The organism is Trebonia kvetii (assembly GCF_007827045.1).
In the GTDB taxonomy this organism is placed as follows: domain Bacteria; phylum Actinomycetota; class Actinomycetes; order Streptosporangiales; family Streptosporangiaceae; genus Trebonia; species Trebonia kvetii.
The window spans coordinates 348,153-366,579 of record NZ_RPFW01000003.1 but is presented as its reverse complement, the minus strand read 5'-3'; the positions used below and the strand labels follow the sequence as shown (position 1 = coordinate 366,579).

Annotated in this window: 19 protein-coding genes; 11 read left to right on the top strand and 8 right to left on the bottom strand. The window is 63.6% G+C overall.

The window, feature by feature from the left end:
* Positions 1 to 27 precede the first annotated feature (27 nt).
* Positions 28 to 723, bottom strand: a complete 696-nt coding sequence (locus EAS64_RS16480; protein WP_145853888.1) for a class I SAM-dependent methyltransferase — start codon at positions 721 to 723, stop codon at positions 28 to 30.
* A 147-nt stretch (positions 724 to 870) separates the two neighbouring features.
* On the opposite strand from EAS64_RS16480, the gene EAS64_RS16475 reads away from it, so the two are divergent.
* On the top strand, positions 871 to 1,863 hold the full coding sequence (locus EAS64_RS16475) for a glycosyltransferase family 2 protein (RefSeq protein ID WP_145853887.1): 993 nt from the start codon (positions 871 to 873) through the stop codon (positions 1,861 to 1,863).
* A gap of 84 nt (positions 1,864 to 1,947) precedes the next feature.
* Here the strand turns inward: EAS64_RS16475 and EAS64_RS16470 are convergent, their stop codons facing one another.
* Positions 1,948 to 2,373, bottom strand: coding sequence for a TIGR03667 family PPOX class F420-dependent oxidoreductase (locus EAS64_RS16470; RefSeq protein WP_145853886.1), 426 nt, complete (start codon positions 2,371 to 2,373; stop codon positions 1,948 to 1,950).
* A 267-nt stretch (positions 2,374 to 2,640) separates the two neighbouring features.
* On the opposite strand from EAS64_RS16470, the gene EAS64_RS16465 reads away from it, so the two are divergent.
* The 5 genes from EAS64_RS16465 to EAS64_RS16445 all read left to right on the top strand — a co-directional run bounded on the left by EAS64_RS16465 (position 2,641) and on the right by EAS64_RS16445 (position 7,002).
* Positions 2,641 to 3,726, top strand: coding sequence for a C40 family peptidase (locus tag EAS64_RS16465; protein WP_145853885.1), 1,086 nt, complete (start codon positions 2,641 to 2,643; stop codon positions 3,724 to 3,726).
* A gap of 126 nt (positions 3,727 to 3,852) precedes the next feature.
* Positions 3,853 to 4,410 carry an RNA polymerase sigma factor gene (locus EAS64_RS16460; protein ID WP_145853884.1) on the top strand — a complete coding sequence of 186 codons (558 nt, stop codon included), beginning with the start codon at positions 3,853 to 3,855 and terminating at the stop codon, positions 4,408 to 4,410.
* A complete protein-coding gene (locus EAS64_RS16455) occupies positions 4,407 to 5,282 on the top strand; it encodes a maleylpyruvate isomerase family mycothiol-dependent enzyme (RefSeq protein ID WP_145853883.1) in 876 nt (291 codons plus the stop codon). The genes EAS64_RS16460 and EAS64_RS16455 overlap by 4 nt, the downstream gene beginning before the upstream one ends.
* Positions 5,283 to 5,419: 137 nt before the next feature.
* A complete protein-coding gene (locus tag EAS64_RS16450; protein WP_145853882.1) occupies positions 5,420 to 5,719 on the top strand; it encodes an antibiotic biosynthesis monooxygenase in 300 nt (99 codons plus the stop codon).
* A gap of 92 nt (positions 5,720 to 5,811) precedes the next feature.
* Positions 5,812 to 7,002 (top strand): acyl-CoA dehydrogenase family protein, encoded by a 1,191-nt coding sequence (locus EAS64_RS16445; RefSeq protein ID WP_145853881.1) that lies wholly within the window; start codon positions 5,812 to 5,814, stop codon positions 7,000 to 7,002.
* A 9-nt stretch (positions 7,003 to 7,011) separates the two neighbouring features.
* Here EAS64_RS16445 and EAS64_RS16440 read toward each other — a convergent pair whose 3' ends face one another.
* Positions 7,012 to 7,521: an NYN domain-containing protein gene (locus EAS64_RS16440; RefSeq protein ID WP_145853880.1), complete on the bottom strand. Its 510-nt coding sequence runs from the start codon at positions 7,519 to 7,521 to the stop codon at positions 7,012 to 7,014.
* Positions 7,522 to 7,659: 138 nt separating this feature from the next.
* Here EAS64_RS16440 and EAS64_RS16435 point away from each other — a divergent pair, with 138 nt between their 5' ends.
* Positions 7,660 to 8,499, top strand: a complete 840-nt coding sequence (locus EAS64_RS16435) for a hypothetical protein (protein ID WP_145853879.1) — start codon at positions 7,660 to 7,662, stop codon at positions 8,497 to 8,499.
* On the opposite strand, the gene EAS64_RS16430 is transcribed toward EAS64_RS16435, so the two are convergent.
* A complete protein-coding gene (locus EAS64_RS16430; RefSeq protein ID WP_246115765.1) occupies positions 8,448 to 9,134 on the bottom strand; it encodes an SAM-dependent methyltransferase in 687 nt (228 codons plus the stop codon). The genes EAS64_RS16435 and EAS64_RS16430 overlap by 52 nt on opposite strands.
* Before the next feature lie 105 nt (positions 9,135 to 9,239).
* On the opposite strand from EAS64_RS16430, the gene EAS64_RS43630 reads away from it, so the two are divergent.
* On the top strand, positions 9,240 to 9,404 hold the full coding sequence (locus tag EAS64_RS43630) for a hypothetical protein (protein WP_187365967.1): 165 nt from the start codon (positions 9,240 to 9,242) through the stop codon (positions 9,402 to 9,404).
* Complete coding sequence (locus EAS64_RS16425; protein WP_145853877.1) at positions 9,401 to 10,738, top strand: recombinase family protein; 1,338 nt, start codon at positions 9,401 to 9,403, stop codon at positions 10,736 to 10,738. The genes EAS64_RS43630 and EAS64_RS16425 overlap by 4 nt, the downstream gene beginning before the upstream one ends.
* A gap of 546 nt (positions 10,739 to 11,284) precedes the next feature.
* On the opposite strand, the gene EAS64_RS16420 is transcribed toward EAS64_RS16425, so the two are convergent.
* From EAS64_RS16420 to EAS64_RS16405, 4 genes are all read right to left on the bottom strand, one after another.
* Positions 11,285 to 12,301: a phage major capsid protein gene (locus EAS64_RS16420; RefSeq protein WP_145853876.1), complete on the bottom strand. Its 1,017-nt coding sequence runs from the start codon at positions 12,299 to 12,301 to the stop codon at positions 11,285 to 11,287.
* Positions 12,298 to 13,626 (bottom strand): phage major capsid protein, encoded by a 1,329-nt coding sequence (locus tag EAS64_RS16415; protein ID WP_145853875.1) that lies wholly within the window; start codon positions 13,624 to 13,626, stop codon positions 12,298 to 12,300. Before EAS64_RS16415 ends, EAS64_RS16420 begins: the two co-directional genes overlap by 4 nt.
* A 1,255-nt stretch (positions 13,627 to 14,881) precedes the next feature.
* Positions 14,882 to 15,409 carry a phage terminase small subunit P27 family gene (locus EAS64_RS16410; RefSeq protein WP_187365966.1) on the bottom strand — a complete coding sequence of 176 codons (528 nt, stop codon included), beginning with the start codon at positions 15,407 to 15,409 and terminating at the stop codon, positions 14,882 to 14,884.
* 712 nt (positions 15,410 to 16,121) lie between these two features.
* Positions 16,122 to 16,859, bottom strand: a complete 738-nt coding sequence (locus EAS64_RS16405; protein ID WP_145853873.1) for a hypothetical protein — start codon at positions 16,857 to 16,859, stop codon at positions 16,122 to 16,124.
* 691 nt (positions 16,860 to 17,550) lie between these two features.
* On the opposite strand from EAS64_RS16405, the gene EAS64_RS43625 reads away from it, so the two are divergent.
* Both EAS64_RS43625 and EAS64_RS47480 read left to right on the top strand, forming a co-directional pair.
* On the top strand, positions 17,551 to 17,709 hold the full coding sequence (locus EAS64_RS43625; RefSeq protein WP_187365965.1) for a hypothetical protein: 159 nt from the start codon (positions 17,551 to 17,553) through the stop codon (positions 17,707 to 17,709).
* 117 nt (positions 17,710 to 17,826) lie between these two features.
* The gene (locus tag EAS64_RS47480; protein ID WP_145853872.1) at positions 17,827 to 18,108 is read left to right on the top strand and encodes a helix-turn-helix domain-containing protein; all 282 of its coding nucleotides are present in this window, start codon (positions 17,827 to 17,829) and stop codon (positions 18,106 to 18,108) included.
* Positions 18,109 to 18,427 lie beyond the last annotated feature (319 nt).

Below are 18,427 nucleotides of genomic sequence, written 5' to 3'. Positions count from 1 at the left end.
AAAGACCCTACCTTCCATTTCCCGTGCTCACGGTCGTCTGGCGCGCACGAACAGTGAGACACCGGGCAGCGACTTAACCGGCAGATACCGCTCCGCCGTGATCACTGCCCTCAGCCCGGTGTTGATAACCGGGTTGATGTCATCAAGGTCGCTGCCTGAGGACGACTTGCGGCGCAGCTTGACCACCGGGCGCAGCAGCACGTTCCAGCTCCACATGTCCTCAATGATCAGTCCGCCCTTGAGTATCAGTGCGGTCAGGCCCTCCCTGTCGTACCGCCGCACGTGGTCGACGGCCTCATCGTGGGCGGACCACAGCGCCATGTCGGCGGGAACGGCGATCAGCGCAGTGCCGCCATGACGGAGCACCCTGCATATTTCGGCCGCTGCCAGGTAGTCCTCTTCAATGTGCTCAAGGATGTCGAAGGCGGTCACCAGGTCCATGGACCCTGACCGGACCGGGAGTTCCCTGGCGTCGGCGCGAATCACGTTCAGGCCGCGTTCGCGGGCGATAAGAGCGGCGGTCGGCGCGTACTCCAGGGCAAGCGGCTTCCACCCGAAGGAGCGCAGTACCCTGGTGTTGCCTCCGCCAGCCGCGCCGATGTCAAGGGCAGCACCTGGTGCGGGGAGACGGCGCAACTCCTTGGCGAGCAGGCTCCGGCGCTCTCTATACCACCAGTGCCTGTCCTCAACCTCAACAAGTGTTCTGAGTTCAGTGGCTTCCATAGCAGGTAACTTCTACCAGATGCTCAGCATTGAAACCGTACTTCTGCCTCTACACAGAGGTTCAGGCAGAGCTTGCGCGGCTACAGTAACAGGCACCGTTCGCCCATCCTGCAACGCCCGGCCTCACGCGGGAACCCGGAGAGACCTATGGAATCGGCCAAATACTCCATCGTGATCCCGCTGTACAACGAGGAGGGGATAATCCCCCTGCTCGTCGGGCGGCTGCAGGAGATCATGGCCAAGATGGACGGCCCGGCCGAGGTCGTCATGGTGGACGACGGCAGCACGGACCGCACCTATCAGCTCGCCCAGGCGGCAAGCGACAGCGACCCGCGGTTCAAGCTGATCCAGTTCTCCAGGAACTTCGGCCACCAGGTGGCCATCACCGCCGGCATGGACGCCACCTCCGGTGACGCCGTGATCATCATGGACGCGGACCTTCAGGACCCGCCCTACGTCGTCCTTCAGATGATCGAGAAGTGGCAGCAGGGGTATGAGGTCGTCTACGGCCGACGACAGCACCGGGAAGGCGAGCGGCTGTTCAAGACGGCGACCGCCTCAGCCTTCTATAACCTGCTGCACCGGATCGCTGACGTCGAGACCCCCATCGATGTGGGCGACTTCCGGCTGGTCGACAGGAAGGCGCTGAACGCGTTCCTGCAGATGCGGGAGAACAACCGCTACGTCCGCGGGATGTTCTCCTGGGTCGGCTTCCGTCAGGCGGCCGTGCCTTATACCCGCGAGGAGCGGGCGGTCGGCACCACGCATTACACGATGCGCAAGATGGTGAAGCTCGCGTCCAACGGGATCCTCGGCTTCTCAAGCGCGCCGCTGCGACTGGCTCTCGGCATGGGGGTCTTCCTGGCGTTCGCCTCGGTCATCTATGGCATCGTGGCGATCTCCATGAAGCTGGCCGGCGTGGACCTCGTCCCCGGCTACGCGTCGCTGCTGTTCGCCATCACCTTCCTCAGCGGCATCCAGCTGGCCGTGATGGGCATGGTCGGGCTCTACGTCGGCCGCATCTACGACGAGGCGCGAGCGCGGCCGCTTTACATCGTCCGCGAGAGCTACGGGTTCGGCGCCGGTGACGACAGGGCCGTCTGGCAGGCGACGCGCGAGCCCGGGCCGCGCGGCGCCTAGAAAACAAAGTCTGTCATCCCGAACGGTTGCGGGCCTCCGCCCTCAGGCCCCTGGGCTCCGCACCGCGGGCGGGCTCAGCCGTCGTCAGCCATGGAGGCGGGTCGGGGTGATGATCAGGGCCTCGGGGTACAGCGCTGCGAACCGGGACGCGGTGCCGAAAATCGCGCCGATGCGCTCCGTGTACTTCGCCACGTACGCAGGCACCTGGTCCGCGCGGGGAAAGCCGGGCACGTGCGCGGCGGTCCCCTCGATCCGGACGATGTCCCTGCCGATGTCGGTCACGTCGAGACCGAGCGCCACATTCGGATTCTGGCTGACGTTGCGCAGCTTGATCTTGCCCGGCTGACTGTAGATAAGGATGGTCTCGTCCTCCTGGAGGAGGAACCAGACCGGCACGCTGTCCGGCCGGCCATCCGGGCGGACCGTGGTCAGCCACGCCATCAGGTTGGTGCGCAGCCGCCCCTCGACGTGTGCACGGCGGCCATCGGGCAGATTTGATGTCAGCTTCATGGCAGCATCCTGGCAGAACCGGCAGCCCAGAGCTCACTGTGGGCTAAATCTCAGGTCGGCACACGAACGCCGGGTGAACGCGCAGGCAACGGCACGAATTGCATAGACAGCCGTACATTCGACGAGACCAGACCGGATCGCAACCGATTGAACAGGCCAACATAGACAGGCGCTAATCCGTAATACTTTCGTGAGGTTTTTGCGAAGCGGTTGAGACGTGTCCGTAACTTTCACTACCGTGTTCAACGGCTACCGGCGCGACTGCCGGTGCACCTGAGAACGGAGCGTGACAAGGACGTGGCCAAGCGCCTAGTAAGCCGCACCCAGATGCGGCGTGCCGCGATCGTCGGGGCCGTGCTTGCGGCCGCGAGCGGGGTCGCGGTCTACACGGGAGCCGCCGGCGCCGGAGCCGCGCCAGCCCCCACCATCAGCTCTGTCCAGGCCGAGGTGAACAGCCTGCAGGGCAAGGTGGACACGATCGGGCAGCGGTACGACGCGGCGGAGCAGCAGCTGACCGCGGCGAAGACGCGGCTCGGCCAGATCTCCAAGCAGTACGACCGCGCCGAGGCGCAGTACAAGAGGGCAAGCGCCACGCTGGCGGCCGTCGCGGTCGCCGCCTACGAGAACTCGAACTCGACTTCCGTCATCGGGCTGCTTACCTCCGGCAATCCGGACGCGGTGCTAAGCCAGGCGTCGCTACTGCTCCAGGTCGAGGGCACGCACAACCAGGAGGCCACCCAGTTCCTCACCCTCGCCGGGGAACTGTCCACGATCAAGGCGCAGCGACAGCACACGGAAGAGGGCGTCGCCCAGGTCGAGCAGCAGATCGTCACCCAGAAGGCCGCGCTCACCAAGCTGCTCGACAAGCAGAAGACGGTCCTGACGAGCCTGCAGAACGCGGCGGCGGCGGCCCAGGTCCAGGCGAACACGGTCGGCGGCGGCGGCAGCAACAACAGCACGGCGACGACCACGACGACCACCTACACCGGCCCGACGGCCACGCAGGCGGAGAAGGCGGTCGCGTTCGCCTACGCGCAGATCGGCAAGCCGTACGTATGGGGCGCGACAGGCCCCAGCGCCTACGACTGCTCCGGCCTGGTCCAGGCCGCGTGGGGCGCCGCGGGCGTGTCGATACCGCGGACCACGTACGACATGTGGGCCGCGCTGCCGCACATCCCGCTGTCCGACCTTCAAGTGGGCGACCTGATCGAGTACAGCGGCGAGAGCCACGTGGCCATCTACGTCGGCAACGGCTACATCATCGACGCGCCACACACCGGAGCCGTGGTGGAGAAGATCTCCGAGTCCACCTCCTGGTACTCCGGCAGCGCGGACGGCGCGCTCCGGCCGTAGCCGGCGAGCAGCACCTGGGGCCGTGGCCAGCTTGGTCACGGCCCCACTTAGCGTTGGCTGAAGATTTCCAGGCGGCCGCGCCCATTGGCATTGTCGTTGCCGCGGCGCTGCGCTAGCGTCCCGACTGTGAGGGGGACCGACGCGCTGCTCGCCGCGCGCATGTCGGCTGGGGACGACGATGCGCTCGCCGAGGTATTCGACCGCTTCGCCGCCGCCGTCTACGCGACCGCGGCCGGTGTCATCGGCGCGGGCAGCGCCCACGATGTGGTCCAGGACGTGTTCGTTGACCTGTGGCGGTACCCGGATCGCTACGATCCGGACGTCGGCTCGCTGCGCACCTACCTGACCGTGATGGCGAGGAACCGCGCGGTCGACATCCTCCGCAGCGAACTGCGCCGGATCGCCCGGCAGCAGCGGCACTACCGGCTGACCCCTGGCGACGGACCGCCGCTGCCCGGCGACGACCTGGTGACCGCCGACATGACCGCCGCGGTGCGGGCGGCCATCGAGCGTCTGCCGCCCCCGCAGCGCCAGGTGGTGCAGCTCGCCTACTTTGAGGGCATGACGTGCCGCGAGGTGGCGTCTGCCGTCGGCATCCCGGAAGGGACGGTGAAGTCACGGTTGCGCCTTGCGCTCGCAAAGTTGGAAACTGTGCTTGACCGGCAGCTTCTGGAGTCCCCGTGAACGTCAGCAATTCCCCGCTCTCACCCGACGTGCGGACTCGCGTGCTCGCGGCGGCCCTGGACGTGCGCGCGGCCGGCCAGCCGGTCCCCGAGGTGCCTGCGATCACGCCCGTCGAGGCGTACCGCCGCGCCGCCGACGCACTCGACCGCACGCTCGCGACGCTGGGCGCGGACGCATGGGGCCGGCCCGCCATCCGCGACCTGGATGTGCAGGGCCTCGTCGGTCACCTCGCCGGGGTAGAGGAGGACGTGCGGCGCGCCGTCTTGGGCGACCCCGCCGTCGCCGACGCCAGCCATGTGGAGTCCACGCAGGCGGCCGCGGAACGCCAGGCCGGACGGTCGCCCGCGCAGACCCTGAGCGAGTGGCGTGACGCGACCAGCCAGACCTTCGCGCTGCTGGCCGGCGTGGAGGACCTCGACCGCGCCATCGCCCTGCACGGCATGCGGCTGCCGCTCGGCTCCCTGCTGCTGGTGCGGGCGTTCGAGCTGTGGGTCCACGAGAACGACATCAGGCTGTCGACCGGGCAGCCTGCCTCGGCACCCGACCCGCCGGCGCTCCGCCTGATGACAACGCTGGCAGCCCGGCTGCTGCCGGGCGCGGCGCGGCGCGGCGGGCTCCTCACGGCGGCAAGCCTCCGTCTCGTGCTCACCGGCCACGGCGGCGGCACCTGGGATCTGGTGCTCGGCGACGATGCCGCCGACGACGCCGACGACGGAGAGTCGCCCCGGCTGAGCATCGTCGCCGACGCGGTCGGTTTCTGCCGCCTGGCCGCCGACCGGATCCGGCCGGCCGACCTCGGGGCGTCTGTCATTGGCAGCGCGGACCTCGCCGCCTGCGTGCTCGCCGCGACGGCGACGCTCGCGCTCGACTAGCCAGTACCGCCCGGGAACCACGCGCCACGATCCCCTGGCCGAAACACCGTAAGACGGGTGATCTTGCCGCGCGACGGTGACGTACCAGATGCAGGTACGCGTACCCGGGCGCACATGACTATCAGAGGGGGGCCGGCATGTCCGTGCTCGTTATCGGGAAATTCCAGGGAGATACAGCCACGTTCCGCAAGTCGCTGACGGACTGGGCGGACGAGTTCGTCAAGATCGCGGAGGAAGCCAAGTCCGCCGGCGCGCTGCACCACCGCTTCGGCGTCGGCGAGGACTACGTCGTCATCATGGACGAGTGGGAGAGCATCGAGCAGTTCCACCAGTTCTTCGGCAACCCAGAGCTCCAGGCGTTCATCGGCTCGGTGGGCGGCACCGGGGCGCCGGAGATGATCGTCTCTGAGGCCGTAGCGTCGGCCGACCAGTTCTAGCCGGAACGAGGGTGGATCGTTAGGAGTACCCGGATGCTCCTAACGATCCACCATCTTGACGGAGGCCATACGGCGGCAGTGAAGATGGGCCCATGCGACGTCTCACCGACACCGATGGGCTCACTGAGCCGCAGCGCGACATCCTGCGCACCGTCCGCGACTTCGTTGACGCCGAGGTCCTCCCCGTCGCCTCAGAGCTCGACCACGCCGACGCCTACCCGGACGGCCTTGTGCACAAGCTCAAGGACCTGGGTGCCTTCGGCCTCATGATCGGCGAGGAGTACGGCGGCCTCGGCGAGTCGCTGCTCACCTACGCGCTCGTGGTCGAAGAGCTGTCACGCGGCTGGATATCGCTGTCCGGGATTCTTAACACCCACTTCATCGCCGCCTACCTGGTCGCGACGCACGGCACGCAGGAGCAGCGGGACTACTTCCTGCCCAGGATGGCCGCCGGCGAGATCCGCTCCGCGCTGTCCATGTCGGAGCCGGGCCTCGGCTCGGACGTCGCCGCCATCCGCACCGCCGCCGTCCGCGACGGCGACGACTACGTCATCACCGGCCAGAAGATGTGGCTCACCAGCGGCGCCACCGCCAGCCTCATCGTCCTGCTCGCCAGAACCGACGAAGGCGGCGACCGGCCGCACCAGAACCTCACCGCTTTCCTGGTCGAGAAGGACCCCGGCTTCGGCGAGACCCGGCCTGGTCTCACCATTCCCGGCAAGATCCACAAGCTCGGCTACCGCGGCGTGGACACCACCGAGCTGATACTCGACGGCCTGCGCGTGCCCGCGAACCGGGTGCTCGGGATGCGTCCCGGACGCGGTTTCTACCAGATCATGGACGGCATCGAGGTGGGCCGCGTGAACGTCGCGGCACGCGGCTGCGGTGTGGCCCTCCGCGCCTTCGAGTTGGCGCTCGGCTATGCGAGACAGCGGCAGACGTTCGGGAAGATCATCGGCGAGCACCAGGCGATCACCTTCAAGCTTGCGGAGATGGCCACCAAGGTGACCGCCGCTCACCAGACGATGGTGATGGCCGCCCGCCGCAAGGCGGCTGGCGGCCAGGCGGACGTCGAGGCGGGCATGGCCAAGTACCTCGCCGCCGAATACTGCAAGGAGGTCGTCGAGGACTCGCTGCGCATCCACGGCGCCTACGGGTACTCGACCGAGCACGAGATCGAACGGCTGTACCGGGACGCGCCGCTGCTGCTGATCGGCGAGGGCACGGCGGAGATACAGAAGATGGTGATCGGCCGCACCCTCGTCAAGGACTACCAGCTTTGATCCTTGCGGCTACGCGGCGGTTGCCAGGGGCGCGTCCAGGTAGACGACGTCGGAGGCGACCCGGGCCAGGCCGGGGGACAGGCTGCGGCGGAGGCTGACCACGGTCACGTAGACGCCACGGTCCGCGAGCATCGCCGCCGCGCCGCCGAATATGCCGTCGCCAGAGCCGATCACCACGTGCCTGAACCTGGCCGCGACGTTCTCGTGCTCGAGCACGTCGATCAGCTCCAGGTCTGCGCCATCCCTGCCCGACCGCACCCGGTACCTGGCGTGCGGCCATCCGCAGGCGGCGTCGAGCAGGCCGCGGTGGCTCGCCGCCATCACCACCTGGTCGTCGGCGCCGAAGGCCAGGCGCGCCATGTACCGGCCCTGCACCTCGCTGACCACGGCAAGGCTGGGACGCGCGGAGCCTGCCAGGTTCTCGATGTCGACCAGGTGCAGTGCGCGATCGGGAAATCGCCATCGGTAGCTCGGCTTGTGCAAGCGTCTGACCTTGCTCACTTCGGATGGCACTGACATGGCAGGCACCTCCTCTGGCCGAGCTCCCCACGGGGGTTTTGGCAAATCTCGCGTGTGTAATTCGGTACCCAGTTATCCATGCGTCAATCGCATGGGGCCCATGGATACCTCCCATGGATGCGGGGTACAGTCCACGGCGTGAGCATGGCTGCCGTAAGAGACAACCTCGCTGCCACGGCTGAGGAAACGCTGAAGCTCGCCCGTCAGCTCGCTGCGGACGCGCGCGACACCGACGTACCGGTGGCTGAACTCGTCGCGCAGGCCACCATGCTCGGCCGGCTCGAACAGCGTCGCGAGGCGCTGATCGGCGAGCTCCGCAGGACCACGAGCGCCGGCATCCGCAGGTCACAGCCCGGACGGCCGATCAGGGAGGTCGTACTCGAGGCGCTCGGCGAGCTTGGCTGGCCGCAGAACGCGCGGTTCCTCGAGGAGTACCTGTGGGCCAGGCAGCAGCTTCAGCTCGACAGCCGGGCGTTCGCCTCGCTCCGCCGCGACGAGCTGCGGGCATGGCGGCGCTCGCCGGGGGCGCGCTCCGCGTACATCGTGCCCGCGCTGAACCCCGACGGCACCGCGAACCCGCGCTGGCTCACCAGCTCCGCCTGGGAGCTGCCGCGGCGGGTAGTCGCGTCGACGGAGACTGAGCGGCTTTTCGACCTGCAGAAGATCATCGCGCTGCGGGTCCGCGGCTCCCGCGGGCCGCTCGGCACCCTGCTCGAACGGTCGGTGGCGCAGATCCTCGCCATCGAGCCCCCGCCGGTGTCCGCCTCCCTCGCCGCGACGCGGGCCTGGCGCACCCACGTCCGGGCGCACGCGGCGGCGCTGATTGAGGCAACCCGCTCCCGCGACGACGAGGACCGCGGCCAGATCGCCGTCAGACTCGCCGGTCTACCCGAACACGACCGCATCTGGGGCACTGGGAGCGTAGGTCAGGCCTTACGGGCCACGCCTGCGCAGGCCATCGAGAGGATCACGCCGTAGTCGGCGCGGATCGGGGTGCCGGGGTCCGGGCGCCACTCGGGAATCGGGACGAGGCCCGGCTCGACAAGACGTAGGTCGCCGAAGAGCGCGCGGACCTCGGCGAGCGTGCGGAACCTGACGCGGCCGAGGCCCCGTTGCATCTGCTCCTGGAGGGTGGCGGCCGCGGGGTCACCCGTGTCGAGCAGGTGGTGAATGAACACGTAGCTGCCCGATGGCAGCGCATCGACAAGCTCGGCGACGAGCCGTCCCGGGTTCTCCTCGTCCAGCAGGTAATGCACAATGCCGCACAGCAGCAGCCCCACCGGCTGGTTCCAGTCCAGGTGACGGCGGATCGCCGGGCTTGACATGATCGACGCCGGATCGAGCAGGTCGCCGCGCTCAGCGAACGTTGAGGTCTGGTCGCTCAGGATGGCCCGGGCGTGCGCGAGCACGACGGAATCGTTGTCCACGTAGACCACCCGGGTGCCCGGCGCGGTCCGCTGAGCGATCTCGTGCACGTTGTCCGACGTCGGCAGGCCAGAGCCAACGTCGAGGAGCTGCTTGACGCCGGCCTCGCCGACCAGGTACCTGACCACCCGGCCGAGCACGGCCCGCTGAGCCTGGACGCCAACCTGGACCTCGGGAAGACTTGCGATAATCCGGTCGCCGACCTCGCGGTCGGCCGCGAAGTTATTCTTCCCGCCCGGTAAGAGTCAAGTTGTCCACGCTTACCGATGGGGGTGACCGGAAGGACACACCCCATGCAGCGCAGGTCAAACACTCAGTACGTCATCGTGTGGCGCGTCATCACACCCATAGGACCCCGCAAAGAGGCAACCCGCTGCCTCACCTGGGACCGTGCCGAACAGTTCATCACCATGGCTGAGGGCATGGGCGCCGAGATCACGGAAGTAGTGTTCCTGTGAACGCCAACGGCCTACGCCTCCTCCTGGTCGCGCGTCTCTCCCGCGCCAAGGTCTCTGACCGTAGGGACGGCGTATCCATCGAAATTCAAGACGCCACCGCGCGTGAGTGGGCTGAACGTGAGGGACACGCGGTGATCGCCACCGCAGCCGACATTAAATCCGGCACGTCCGCACCATGGAAGCGGAAAAACCTCCGCCCGTGGATGGAAGACCCCAAGCGCCTCGCCATGTATGACGCCATTCTGATCTACCGCACCGACCGAATCTCCCGTGGCACACAAGAAGACTTCACCTATCTAGAACACTGGGCGGTAAGTCACGGTAAGCGGATTATTGTCGCGGACGGACCCCAGTTCCCCAAGCGCAATGACGCCGATTACTGGCGTTGGACCGCTGAAAAGGATGCCGCTCGCAAAGAGTGGGAGGCTATACGCATGCGCAGCATGGGCACGCAAAATGCCCTCAAAGCCCAAGGGCACGCGGTAGGCAAGCCACCATTCGGATACGTCGTCACTGGGGCAACCTACGCGAAACGTTTCGAGATTGACCCTGTTACCGGACCCCTCGCCCGTGAGGCATTCCAACGCGTCGCGGACGGGCGCACCGCTACCTCTGTTGCCGTGTGGCTTACGGAGATGACAGGGGAAGCGTGGCGGGTGAAACGCGTAATCGAGATGATTAAGCGCCGTACGTACCTCGGGGAACGGGACGGACACGCGTTTGAGCCCCTGGTTTCCGAGGCCCTTTGGGATTCCGCTAACACGGTCATGGGTTCCCGTAGCTTCGCCACGGGCGGACGCCGCGCGATTCACGGATACTCATCCGTGGTGTTGTGCGAGTGCGGCGCACAGCTTTACCGTCACCAGTCCACGAGGCACGGTAAGCCGATTGGCGCCGCGAAATACCGTTGCTCTCAGGGTCGTATCGGCTTGGCAGTTGAGGCAAAATGCGGAAACCCCGGCATCCCCTTCGATGACGCCAACAAAGCTGTAGATGCTCTCATGCGCGATCTAGACATCCCCGAATGGGTCATGGTGACCACGGGAGGCGATCACGGGCGTCAGATGGAACTACAGCGCATCCAAGCCGAGATGAACAACGCCATGACGCAAAAGGACATGGGGCTAGTAACCACGCTGGCAGCGAAGTTCACGGAAGTGGACGCACAGCCGGCGGAGCCCGTGCGCACAATGCCCAGGAAGACCGGACGCACCTATGCGGATGCGTGGCGCACGGGAACACTCGCGGACCAAAGGGCATTGCTCGGGGATCACACGGTTACGGTGCTTATCGAGGCAGACGGAACAGTGAAAGCCAGATTGGAAGACGACTAACCCCGTAGCCCAGATAGGCCCCTATACGGCTCACAGCGCAACGCTAAGGCCCCTGAATCCCGTTCTATGGGGAATCACCCTAGAATGAGACTCAGGGGCCTTACGCGTCCCCCTGAGGCCCCTGAAACGCAAAAGACCCCCGCCCCTCCAGATTCGTCGGAGAGACGGGGGTCTTGCTTTGGCTACGGTGTCGTACTCGCCGGACTCGATAAGGTCTAGGCGGTCCTCCTGGGACGCTAGGGCCATGTGGAGAGACCAAGGGACATCGGGTGAACGTTCACCCGTTTCATAGGCCCTAGCGACCGTGCGGTACTGCTTAAGCGTGTCGTACGGCACGCCAATGTCCCGCGCGATGCTCCAACTTGCGATACGTTTCGCAGATTCCGGAGAACGGCTCGCCAGTGTTCAATGATTGACCAAGAGGCCTAGATGCCCTCCATACGGCCCGGAGAGCCACGCTAAGCGCCTTTCATGGCTTCCGGGTACAATCCCCACCCTAGAAACGCAAAAAGCCCCCAGGGATTCCCTGGGGGCTATTGCATGCCCTTACGTTGCCGCGGGCTTAACCGTCACGAACGCCCGCGCGTCCCTCGCCTGGAAATCGGCGCGATGCCATCCCAGGAAACCAACCTGAAGGTTGTCGGCGTAACGCTGATTAAGGCGCTTCACCTCGAAGCCCGCGTCCCTGTAGTAGAAGGCCTTAGAGAGGTTTCCGAACACAACCCCGCCCGTAGTGCTCGCGGTCAGGTTCGGTAGCTCATTGGCGATCGTAATCGGAAAGCCATGCAAGACCCGAGGACCATTAGGCCGCATGATCGGCTGACCCGTAGTGTCCGTGATCGAGCAAAGCGCCGTGTACTGGGCACCGTTCATAAACCACTTGGCGCCCCCGGAACCGTCAGGGTCAGGATCGTAATAGGCAGGGTCAACCGCCTGAACCATCTTCAGGAGAGATGCCGAGTTCGGCACTCCCGCCACAAGCTCAGTGGTTGCAGCGCCGTTAATCTCGATCGGCGCCGCCGCGGTCAGCGAAATAAACCCGCCCGAGTTACCCGCGGACCATGCACCCTGAGCGTTCGCAACAGGGATAACACCGAACGGCTGACCAGAGCCCGTACCCGACACTGAGAGCGTCGCGAGCTTACGCCCGATCGACTCCGCCGCATACGCCGAGATCACATCTTCCACGGGAAAAGCGGAGTCAGTCACAAACTGAATGCTGACCTGATGCATTCCCGACGCCAGAGTCGGAGTCAGCGGAAATGCCGTCTGGCCGTACACGCGGTCATTCGCGCTGACCGGCCCCGAGTCCTCCGCCTGGACGACACCCGCACTAGCGAAGTTCGCCGAAGGCGCGAACATCGGTGAACCATGCTCAGTTTCGAACCGGGTGAAATTCCGGAACAGTGCGCCGAACGCCTGAAGCTGAACAGTCAGCGAAGCATGGAATTCCGGGGCAACCGTAAAGCCGCCCGCGGAGTTAGTACCCTCACCCGCGGCCCTGAGTTCAGGCGTAACAAGGCCCGTACGAATGTAAGCCTTAAAGGCTTCCTCGCGGGTCACGTGGCGGCCGGAACAACGACGGTGGCGGCGCGGAGGTCATTGCTACGGCAATCAAAACGCCGGTACCCAATGAAACCAACCTGCAAAAAGTCAGCCCAGCGCTCATCAAGACGCATAAGCCCGGCGCCCCGAACAGAACGCAGCACCATAGCCGATTCGAGATGACCGAAGATAACCCCGGATGGTGTGCTCGCGGTCAGGTTCGGTATATTGTTATCGACCACCACGGGATAGCCGTAAAGCTTCGGCTTCGTATCATCCTGAAGTTCAGGATAGTAAGGGTCACCGAAACCATTCGTGATCAGACGCGTGTTCTGCAACGTCGTGTCATTCATATACCACTTCGCGCCCAGGGAACGATAAGCCATGTCGACTGACTTCAGGACGCCAAGCCATGACGCCGGTGAAAGCGTTCCGCCGATAAGCTCGGTAATCTGACTGGCGCCCGTAGTGCCCGTTGCGCCGGCCACGTTAACCTTCGTCGCAGTGCCAAGCGTGTACTTGCCGCCCGAACCTGTAGTGCTTGCCGCATTCAGCGCCGGAATGATCCCGAGCGGCTGAGACGACCCAGTACCCGAGATCGCCGCCGCAGCCTGAGCACGACCCAGAGACTCGGCAACACGCGCCATGATGAAGGCGCCCAGATTGAACGCGCTGTCTTGCGCGAGCTGAAGACTCACAAGCTGAACGCCGCTGTCAAACATGTAGGCGCCCAAAGTCCCCTGACCGAACGTGTAGTCAACGTTCGAGACAAGAGTGTTTTCTGCCTGCTGCACGCCGACCGTGGTAGTTGGGTCGTTCGTCGCCCACTGCATCGGCTGACCAGTGTCAGTCTCAATCTGCTGAAAGTCCGCGGCGGTACCGCCGTACGCCTTCAGGGCAACCTGGAGACGCTGCCACCAACCCGGAGGCACGAGATACCCACCCGCGCTACCGGATGCCTCACCCGCGGCGCGAAGCTCAGGGCCGCGAACTCCCGAACGCAGATAGGCGGTAAAAGCGCGAGACTCCGCGGAATCGTCACGGGCGCCCGAATCCGGGGAATCGCCCATAGCCCGGCCGGCTTCGGCGCTAAGCTCGCGGGCCTCCTGACATGCGGCGATCTCCTGGTTGAGCTGCGCAATCCGCGTGTGGTCGAGATCGAGAGACCTGCGCTCAGCGTTAGAGAGCCTCTCACCACGCTGAAGCTTCGCAATCAGCGGATCGGTCTTGGCGAAAAGTTGGGCGCGCTCCGCGCGTGCGTGCCTTTCAGCAGCAAACATGCTGGTATTTCCTTTTTGCAATGGCCCAGATAGGGCAGTGGCGAAGCCCGCAATGGCGAGCATTGAAACCGCGGGAATCCGCGGTGAAGAATTAGGGCCGGCTTCTCACCGGCTGGCAGCATTACGCTTCCCTGATCAAAGAGCGCTCGCCGTCTGTTCCGTTTTCGCCCACGCAGGAACACGCGCCCGCCAACGTCTTCCGCCTACTGGCGATCAAGCGCGAGGCGAAGAAATAGGCGGTATCCGCCCGTGAAGGTTTCCACACCTCAACGGGACGGAATTACAAGTCGTTAAGATCCAAGCGGAGTGAATCCCGGGCAATAAGCCAAAGTTCGTCAGACGTCGCATCTGACTTGATCTGATTCGCGCGCTGAGAAATCCACCGGACATTGCTTGGAACATAGCCAAGCTCAGGGATAATCCGATCAAGGGAAGGCGAATTAGCGCTCGCGCGACCTTTGCCACGGAATAGCAGGATTCCCAACACGGGGCATGATTCAGGAATGGGCGGCAAGTCTTTTAGCGTGAGCGTAAACGGAACGCCCTTTTTCGACGCCCGCTTCATGGCGCTGTTAAGGGAAACACACATAGTGGCCTTAACGGGGTTGTCATGAAACCAATCCGTTGACCTGCCGGAGCGAAAGCGCCGCTCACAGCGATGGTTGCCAGAATGCCCCGCGGGAGCGGCGCAAATGTTTCCAGTCCTCGTAAGCTGGTCGCATCGTTCCGGATTCCTGGGTCGACCCAATTTCGGCTCCGCATTCTTGAAAGATTAGGTGTCGAGTCCACGACTCTCGACTGTCCCTCTAACGGTCGGGTTTATCGCCGCTTCAGCGAATGCGAGCATAAAAGCTCCCGACTCACTGGCTTCCCCATGTCAGCCGAGGCCGGGGAAAGAGGCCTTCGGAGGGGCCATCACGCCCGGCAGAGGACCGTGATGGTACCGGGGGCTGGCTTCCCGGCTTAGTACACGTAGCGTGGCGCCGTGTAGTGCGCGTAAAGGTAATCGAGTTGGCTCTCAGGGAGGCGGCTGATATCCCGTGTGAGGCTCTCTGAGCCCTTCCCCGCCGCGATCATCGCCTGAGCGAGAGCATCGCGCTTCAGGTCTAGAGGGTCCTGTACGGGCTTACGAGGCGCCATAAGTTTGACTCGACTAGAAGCCGGGCAAGAAGGCTCTCGCTCTCTTTGATCTCCGCGAACAAAGGGTGAGGTCTCCCGTTGAGAAAAACGCCATCGGCTTCCACCTTGGCACGCATGCTCGCAATGTCCGCGAGGATTTCCTGCCGAAGAGTATCCCAGGGATAAGGATCGGGAAGGTTCACCATTCTCCTTCAATGTACGATTGCACTGTGTTGCCCTGGGCGGAATGCTGACTGCCGTTCACGAGCTTCTGAAGCTCCGACGCGCCCTTAAGCTCCGTGAGCTTCAAACGGGCGCGATCCGTAGGCGAAAAGCCAAGCTGCGAGAGGCATTTACGGATTACGGTTTCGGCGCGGTCGATTTCCGTGAACAACGGGTGAGAGACGAGCATCCCCGGACGGTAACCGGGCACCATCGGCCCGTCTTCGAGTATCTGAGCCTCGAAAACCGCGATACGGTCATACGCTTTGCACGCCATTTCAACCCACGCGTAATCCTGATCAGGCCAGAGCCATTTACCCGCGGTCCATATCTTCAGCCACTCGGCGGAGCCGCGCTCCGCGAGGCCCTTAGGGACCGGCGGAACTGCAACGGGCGCCATGTTCGAGACGTCGATTACTTCGAGGTCGCGACCGCCCAGAGTCTTACCGTTATGCGAACGTCGCTGCATTACTTCAACAGGGGTCCGCGCATACTGATTAGCCACGATGCCCCCTGATTGGCCGTCTATGCACTCGGAATGCATAAAATGAACGAAAAGGCGCCCCGAATGGGCGTTTTAGAGGCCTGAAAGCCCCTGACCTGCGGAAATGCTAAATTCGCACATGCTTGAGTAAACGTGCGCAAGCCGGCGGGGTCGTTTACCACCCGTCTCTGACCTGCACTTTTGTACCCTACCCCCCGTATGGGCGGAATGTCCGTTTATGCAGTGCATATATATACACGCCTGGGGCCAGAGCGAAGACGTCACCACAGCCACGACGCCAATACCCATAGGCCCTGAAATCTTTAGGGCTCTCGGGTCTCACGTACTGTCGTGGCAGCGCGGTTGAGTGCGGCTCGCGCCGCCACGCCTAGCGGACCTTCGGCATTAGCGTTATCGTTCAGCTCGGCTAGCCACTGTTCTGCACTCTGACCTGTACCGCTATCGCTAGGCTCCCAGAGTTCAGGGTCATAGCCCAGCTCTCCGGGCTTTAGCTGCTTTGCGATGCTCATCGGGTGTCTCCTCGTTGTGTGGCGTAAGGTCTCGGTTTGCGCCTGCTCTGCAAGCTCCTCATGTGCTAGGACGATCGTCTCAAGACGCGCGGCGCGAAGATCATTGACAGGACAACGGAAAGTCAGATTCAGCGCTTCGCTATGGATCTCAACATGCTTACGCCGGATAACGCGTTTCCCGGCGCGCTCACGATCGTTCATCATCAGGGCCTTGTGACTGTGTGGGCGTAGCGGCTCGAAGTTTTCCTTAGCCCTGCCATGCGCTTCCGCATATACTCTTCGGTCGTGAATCCCTCGCGGATATCACCCGTATCAGGTTCGAACTTGGCCGACCAAAGATCAAGGTAACTACTGTCAGGCTCCGGATAACCCCACACGGACACTTTGATTTCCGCCGCCGCGGTAGCGAACTCGCCTTCCGGAGCTTCAGGGATGATCATGCGCGCTTCCGGAGGGTTCGCGGGTGACGTCTCGGCTTCCGTGGGCTTCGAGGAGTTCGACGGCATGAGAGTAGTTGCCGGCTGCGATGTGCATTTCATAGACGTACTGGATGGCAGGCGAATCGAACATCCCAGACTCCTAAGCCGCTTGCGGGCGTCATTACGTATAAGCCAGTCACTACCTGGGCACCAGACAAGATGCTGAAGAATCGGTTCATCATCATCGATCGCAACGGTTTCCCCGCATCCCTGAACGCATATGACAGTGCGAGGCGCCTCGGGATTAGGCATGTCAACGGCCTGGGGGGAAGGGTTCCCAGCCGTCTCAGGCTTGGAATCCTCAGAAGGCGCGAGGGTCTTTAGCCTCCGGTAGAAGGTCCTTCGCGCAACCCCGTGATCCTTACACAGCCTGGTAACGGGGATTGAGGGGTTTTGAAGATGCTCACGAACTGCAATCGTGGCGGCGTCAACGGGCTCGGTATAGTCGAGTATCGCGGTCATGTTCGGGTAACCTCGGATAACAGAAAAGCCGGAAGGGTAAGGATTCTCAACGTTTGGCCCGACCCAAACGGAGATTCCTTACGCTCCCGGCTTTAAGCCTTGAACGGCGGAGATGGCATCGCAGGTCTTCGGGTGCGTTTGCCGTACTCATAATCACTGTAAGCGTGGACAGTGTGCCACCTATCAATCCCGCCAAGAACCTTGGAGGATTGAACGCCCTGGAGGAAAAGGCGCCGCCAGGCGCCCTAACCTTGAATGCCTTGGAAGAGGCAGGCCGCGCCGCGGCCCGAACCTTCAACTACCTGGGGGAACGCCGGCCGACTCCCGAGGCCCCTTAAGTCTTCGAAGATTCGAAGATTTCGAGTATTGACTTATCAAAAGTAATTGGTAGAGGTTAGAAGGATTTCAAGTACTACTAATACTACATAGGTGGCACAGTCTCACGATCGAGCCGGTGACTGTGCCACTTATCGCCCTGTAAGCGTGGACAAGACTTCCCCCAGGCCCTCGATCACCTGGGCGAGTTCGTAGAAGCGCGCGATCGACTTTGGTCACATCGTGTGCCAGAAGGGCGGGCGCACTCGGGACTAGCGACATCATGTCGCAGGTAACGATGGGGCCTCGCCCGAAGATTCGCCACAACCGCCGCGGGCTCCTCCCCCTAGGCTTGTCCACGCTTACAGATACGCGCATGCGCGACGTGAGCTTCAAAGCCTGTCATTGGTGCGGGAATCCTGTAGAGGGTTCAGCGGACGGCGGCCGGTATTACCCGGCTCAAGACGTGTGGCTGCATGACGGCGAGTGCGCCGGCGAGTATTTCATGTTCGCCCGGCTTGAAGGTGCGGCGTGAGGCCCCGGATAGGCCAACAGGGCTCTTATGCCCCCCTGACCTGCACTTTCCCCTTCCCTGGGCATGTTATTTCCATGAATGCGACTGGAAATGATACATCACTAGAAGTGAGCAACATTGATACTGCAAGAATGGTTGTCGTCCGACTATCGCCCCGGTAGGACTGGGCATCCCGAGGAATGGAAGACTGAGGCTATCCGGCAAGTGGCATCCCTGGGGCTACCTAAGACTAGGGTTGCCAAGCATCTTGGGATTACCCGCGCCACGCTGGATAGGTGGCTACGGGAAGACAGTGAACAAATGTGGCAGGGTTTGCGGGGATGGACTCAGAAGAGGCCCGATGCTGCCGAGGGTGAAACAATAAGGCAGGGGTGTATTTCCCCCGAGGATGCCGAATAGCAAGAGGCCACCAGTCCCCCGTGAGGCTGGTGGCCTTTTGCGTCCCCTCGGGTTATTCGGTTGCTTCCTGCGTAGGGAATCTCTGTTCCAGCGCATCGAGCAGAAACGTAAGGTCGCTACGGTGAATAGTGGTTGACCCGTTTTCCTCAGGCCAGCTAGCCACCCATTCATTGCCCCCCATGGTCCTGGGGGACACGATTTCAACGTCAGGGTTCGCTTGTACGAACCTGCGCTTTCGGATTACTTGGTCTGTCCATTGCCTTTCCAGTGGCGACTGATACCCGTGCGGCCCCATGTCCGTCCCTTCCGTTGCTTGGTC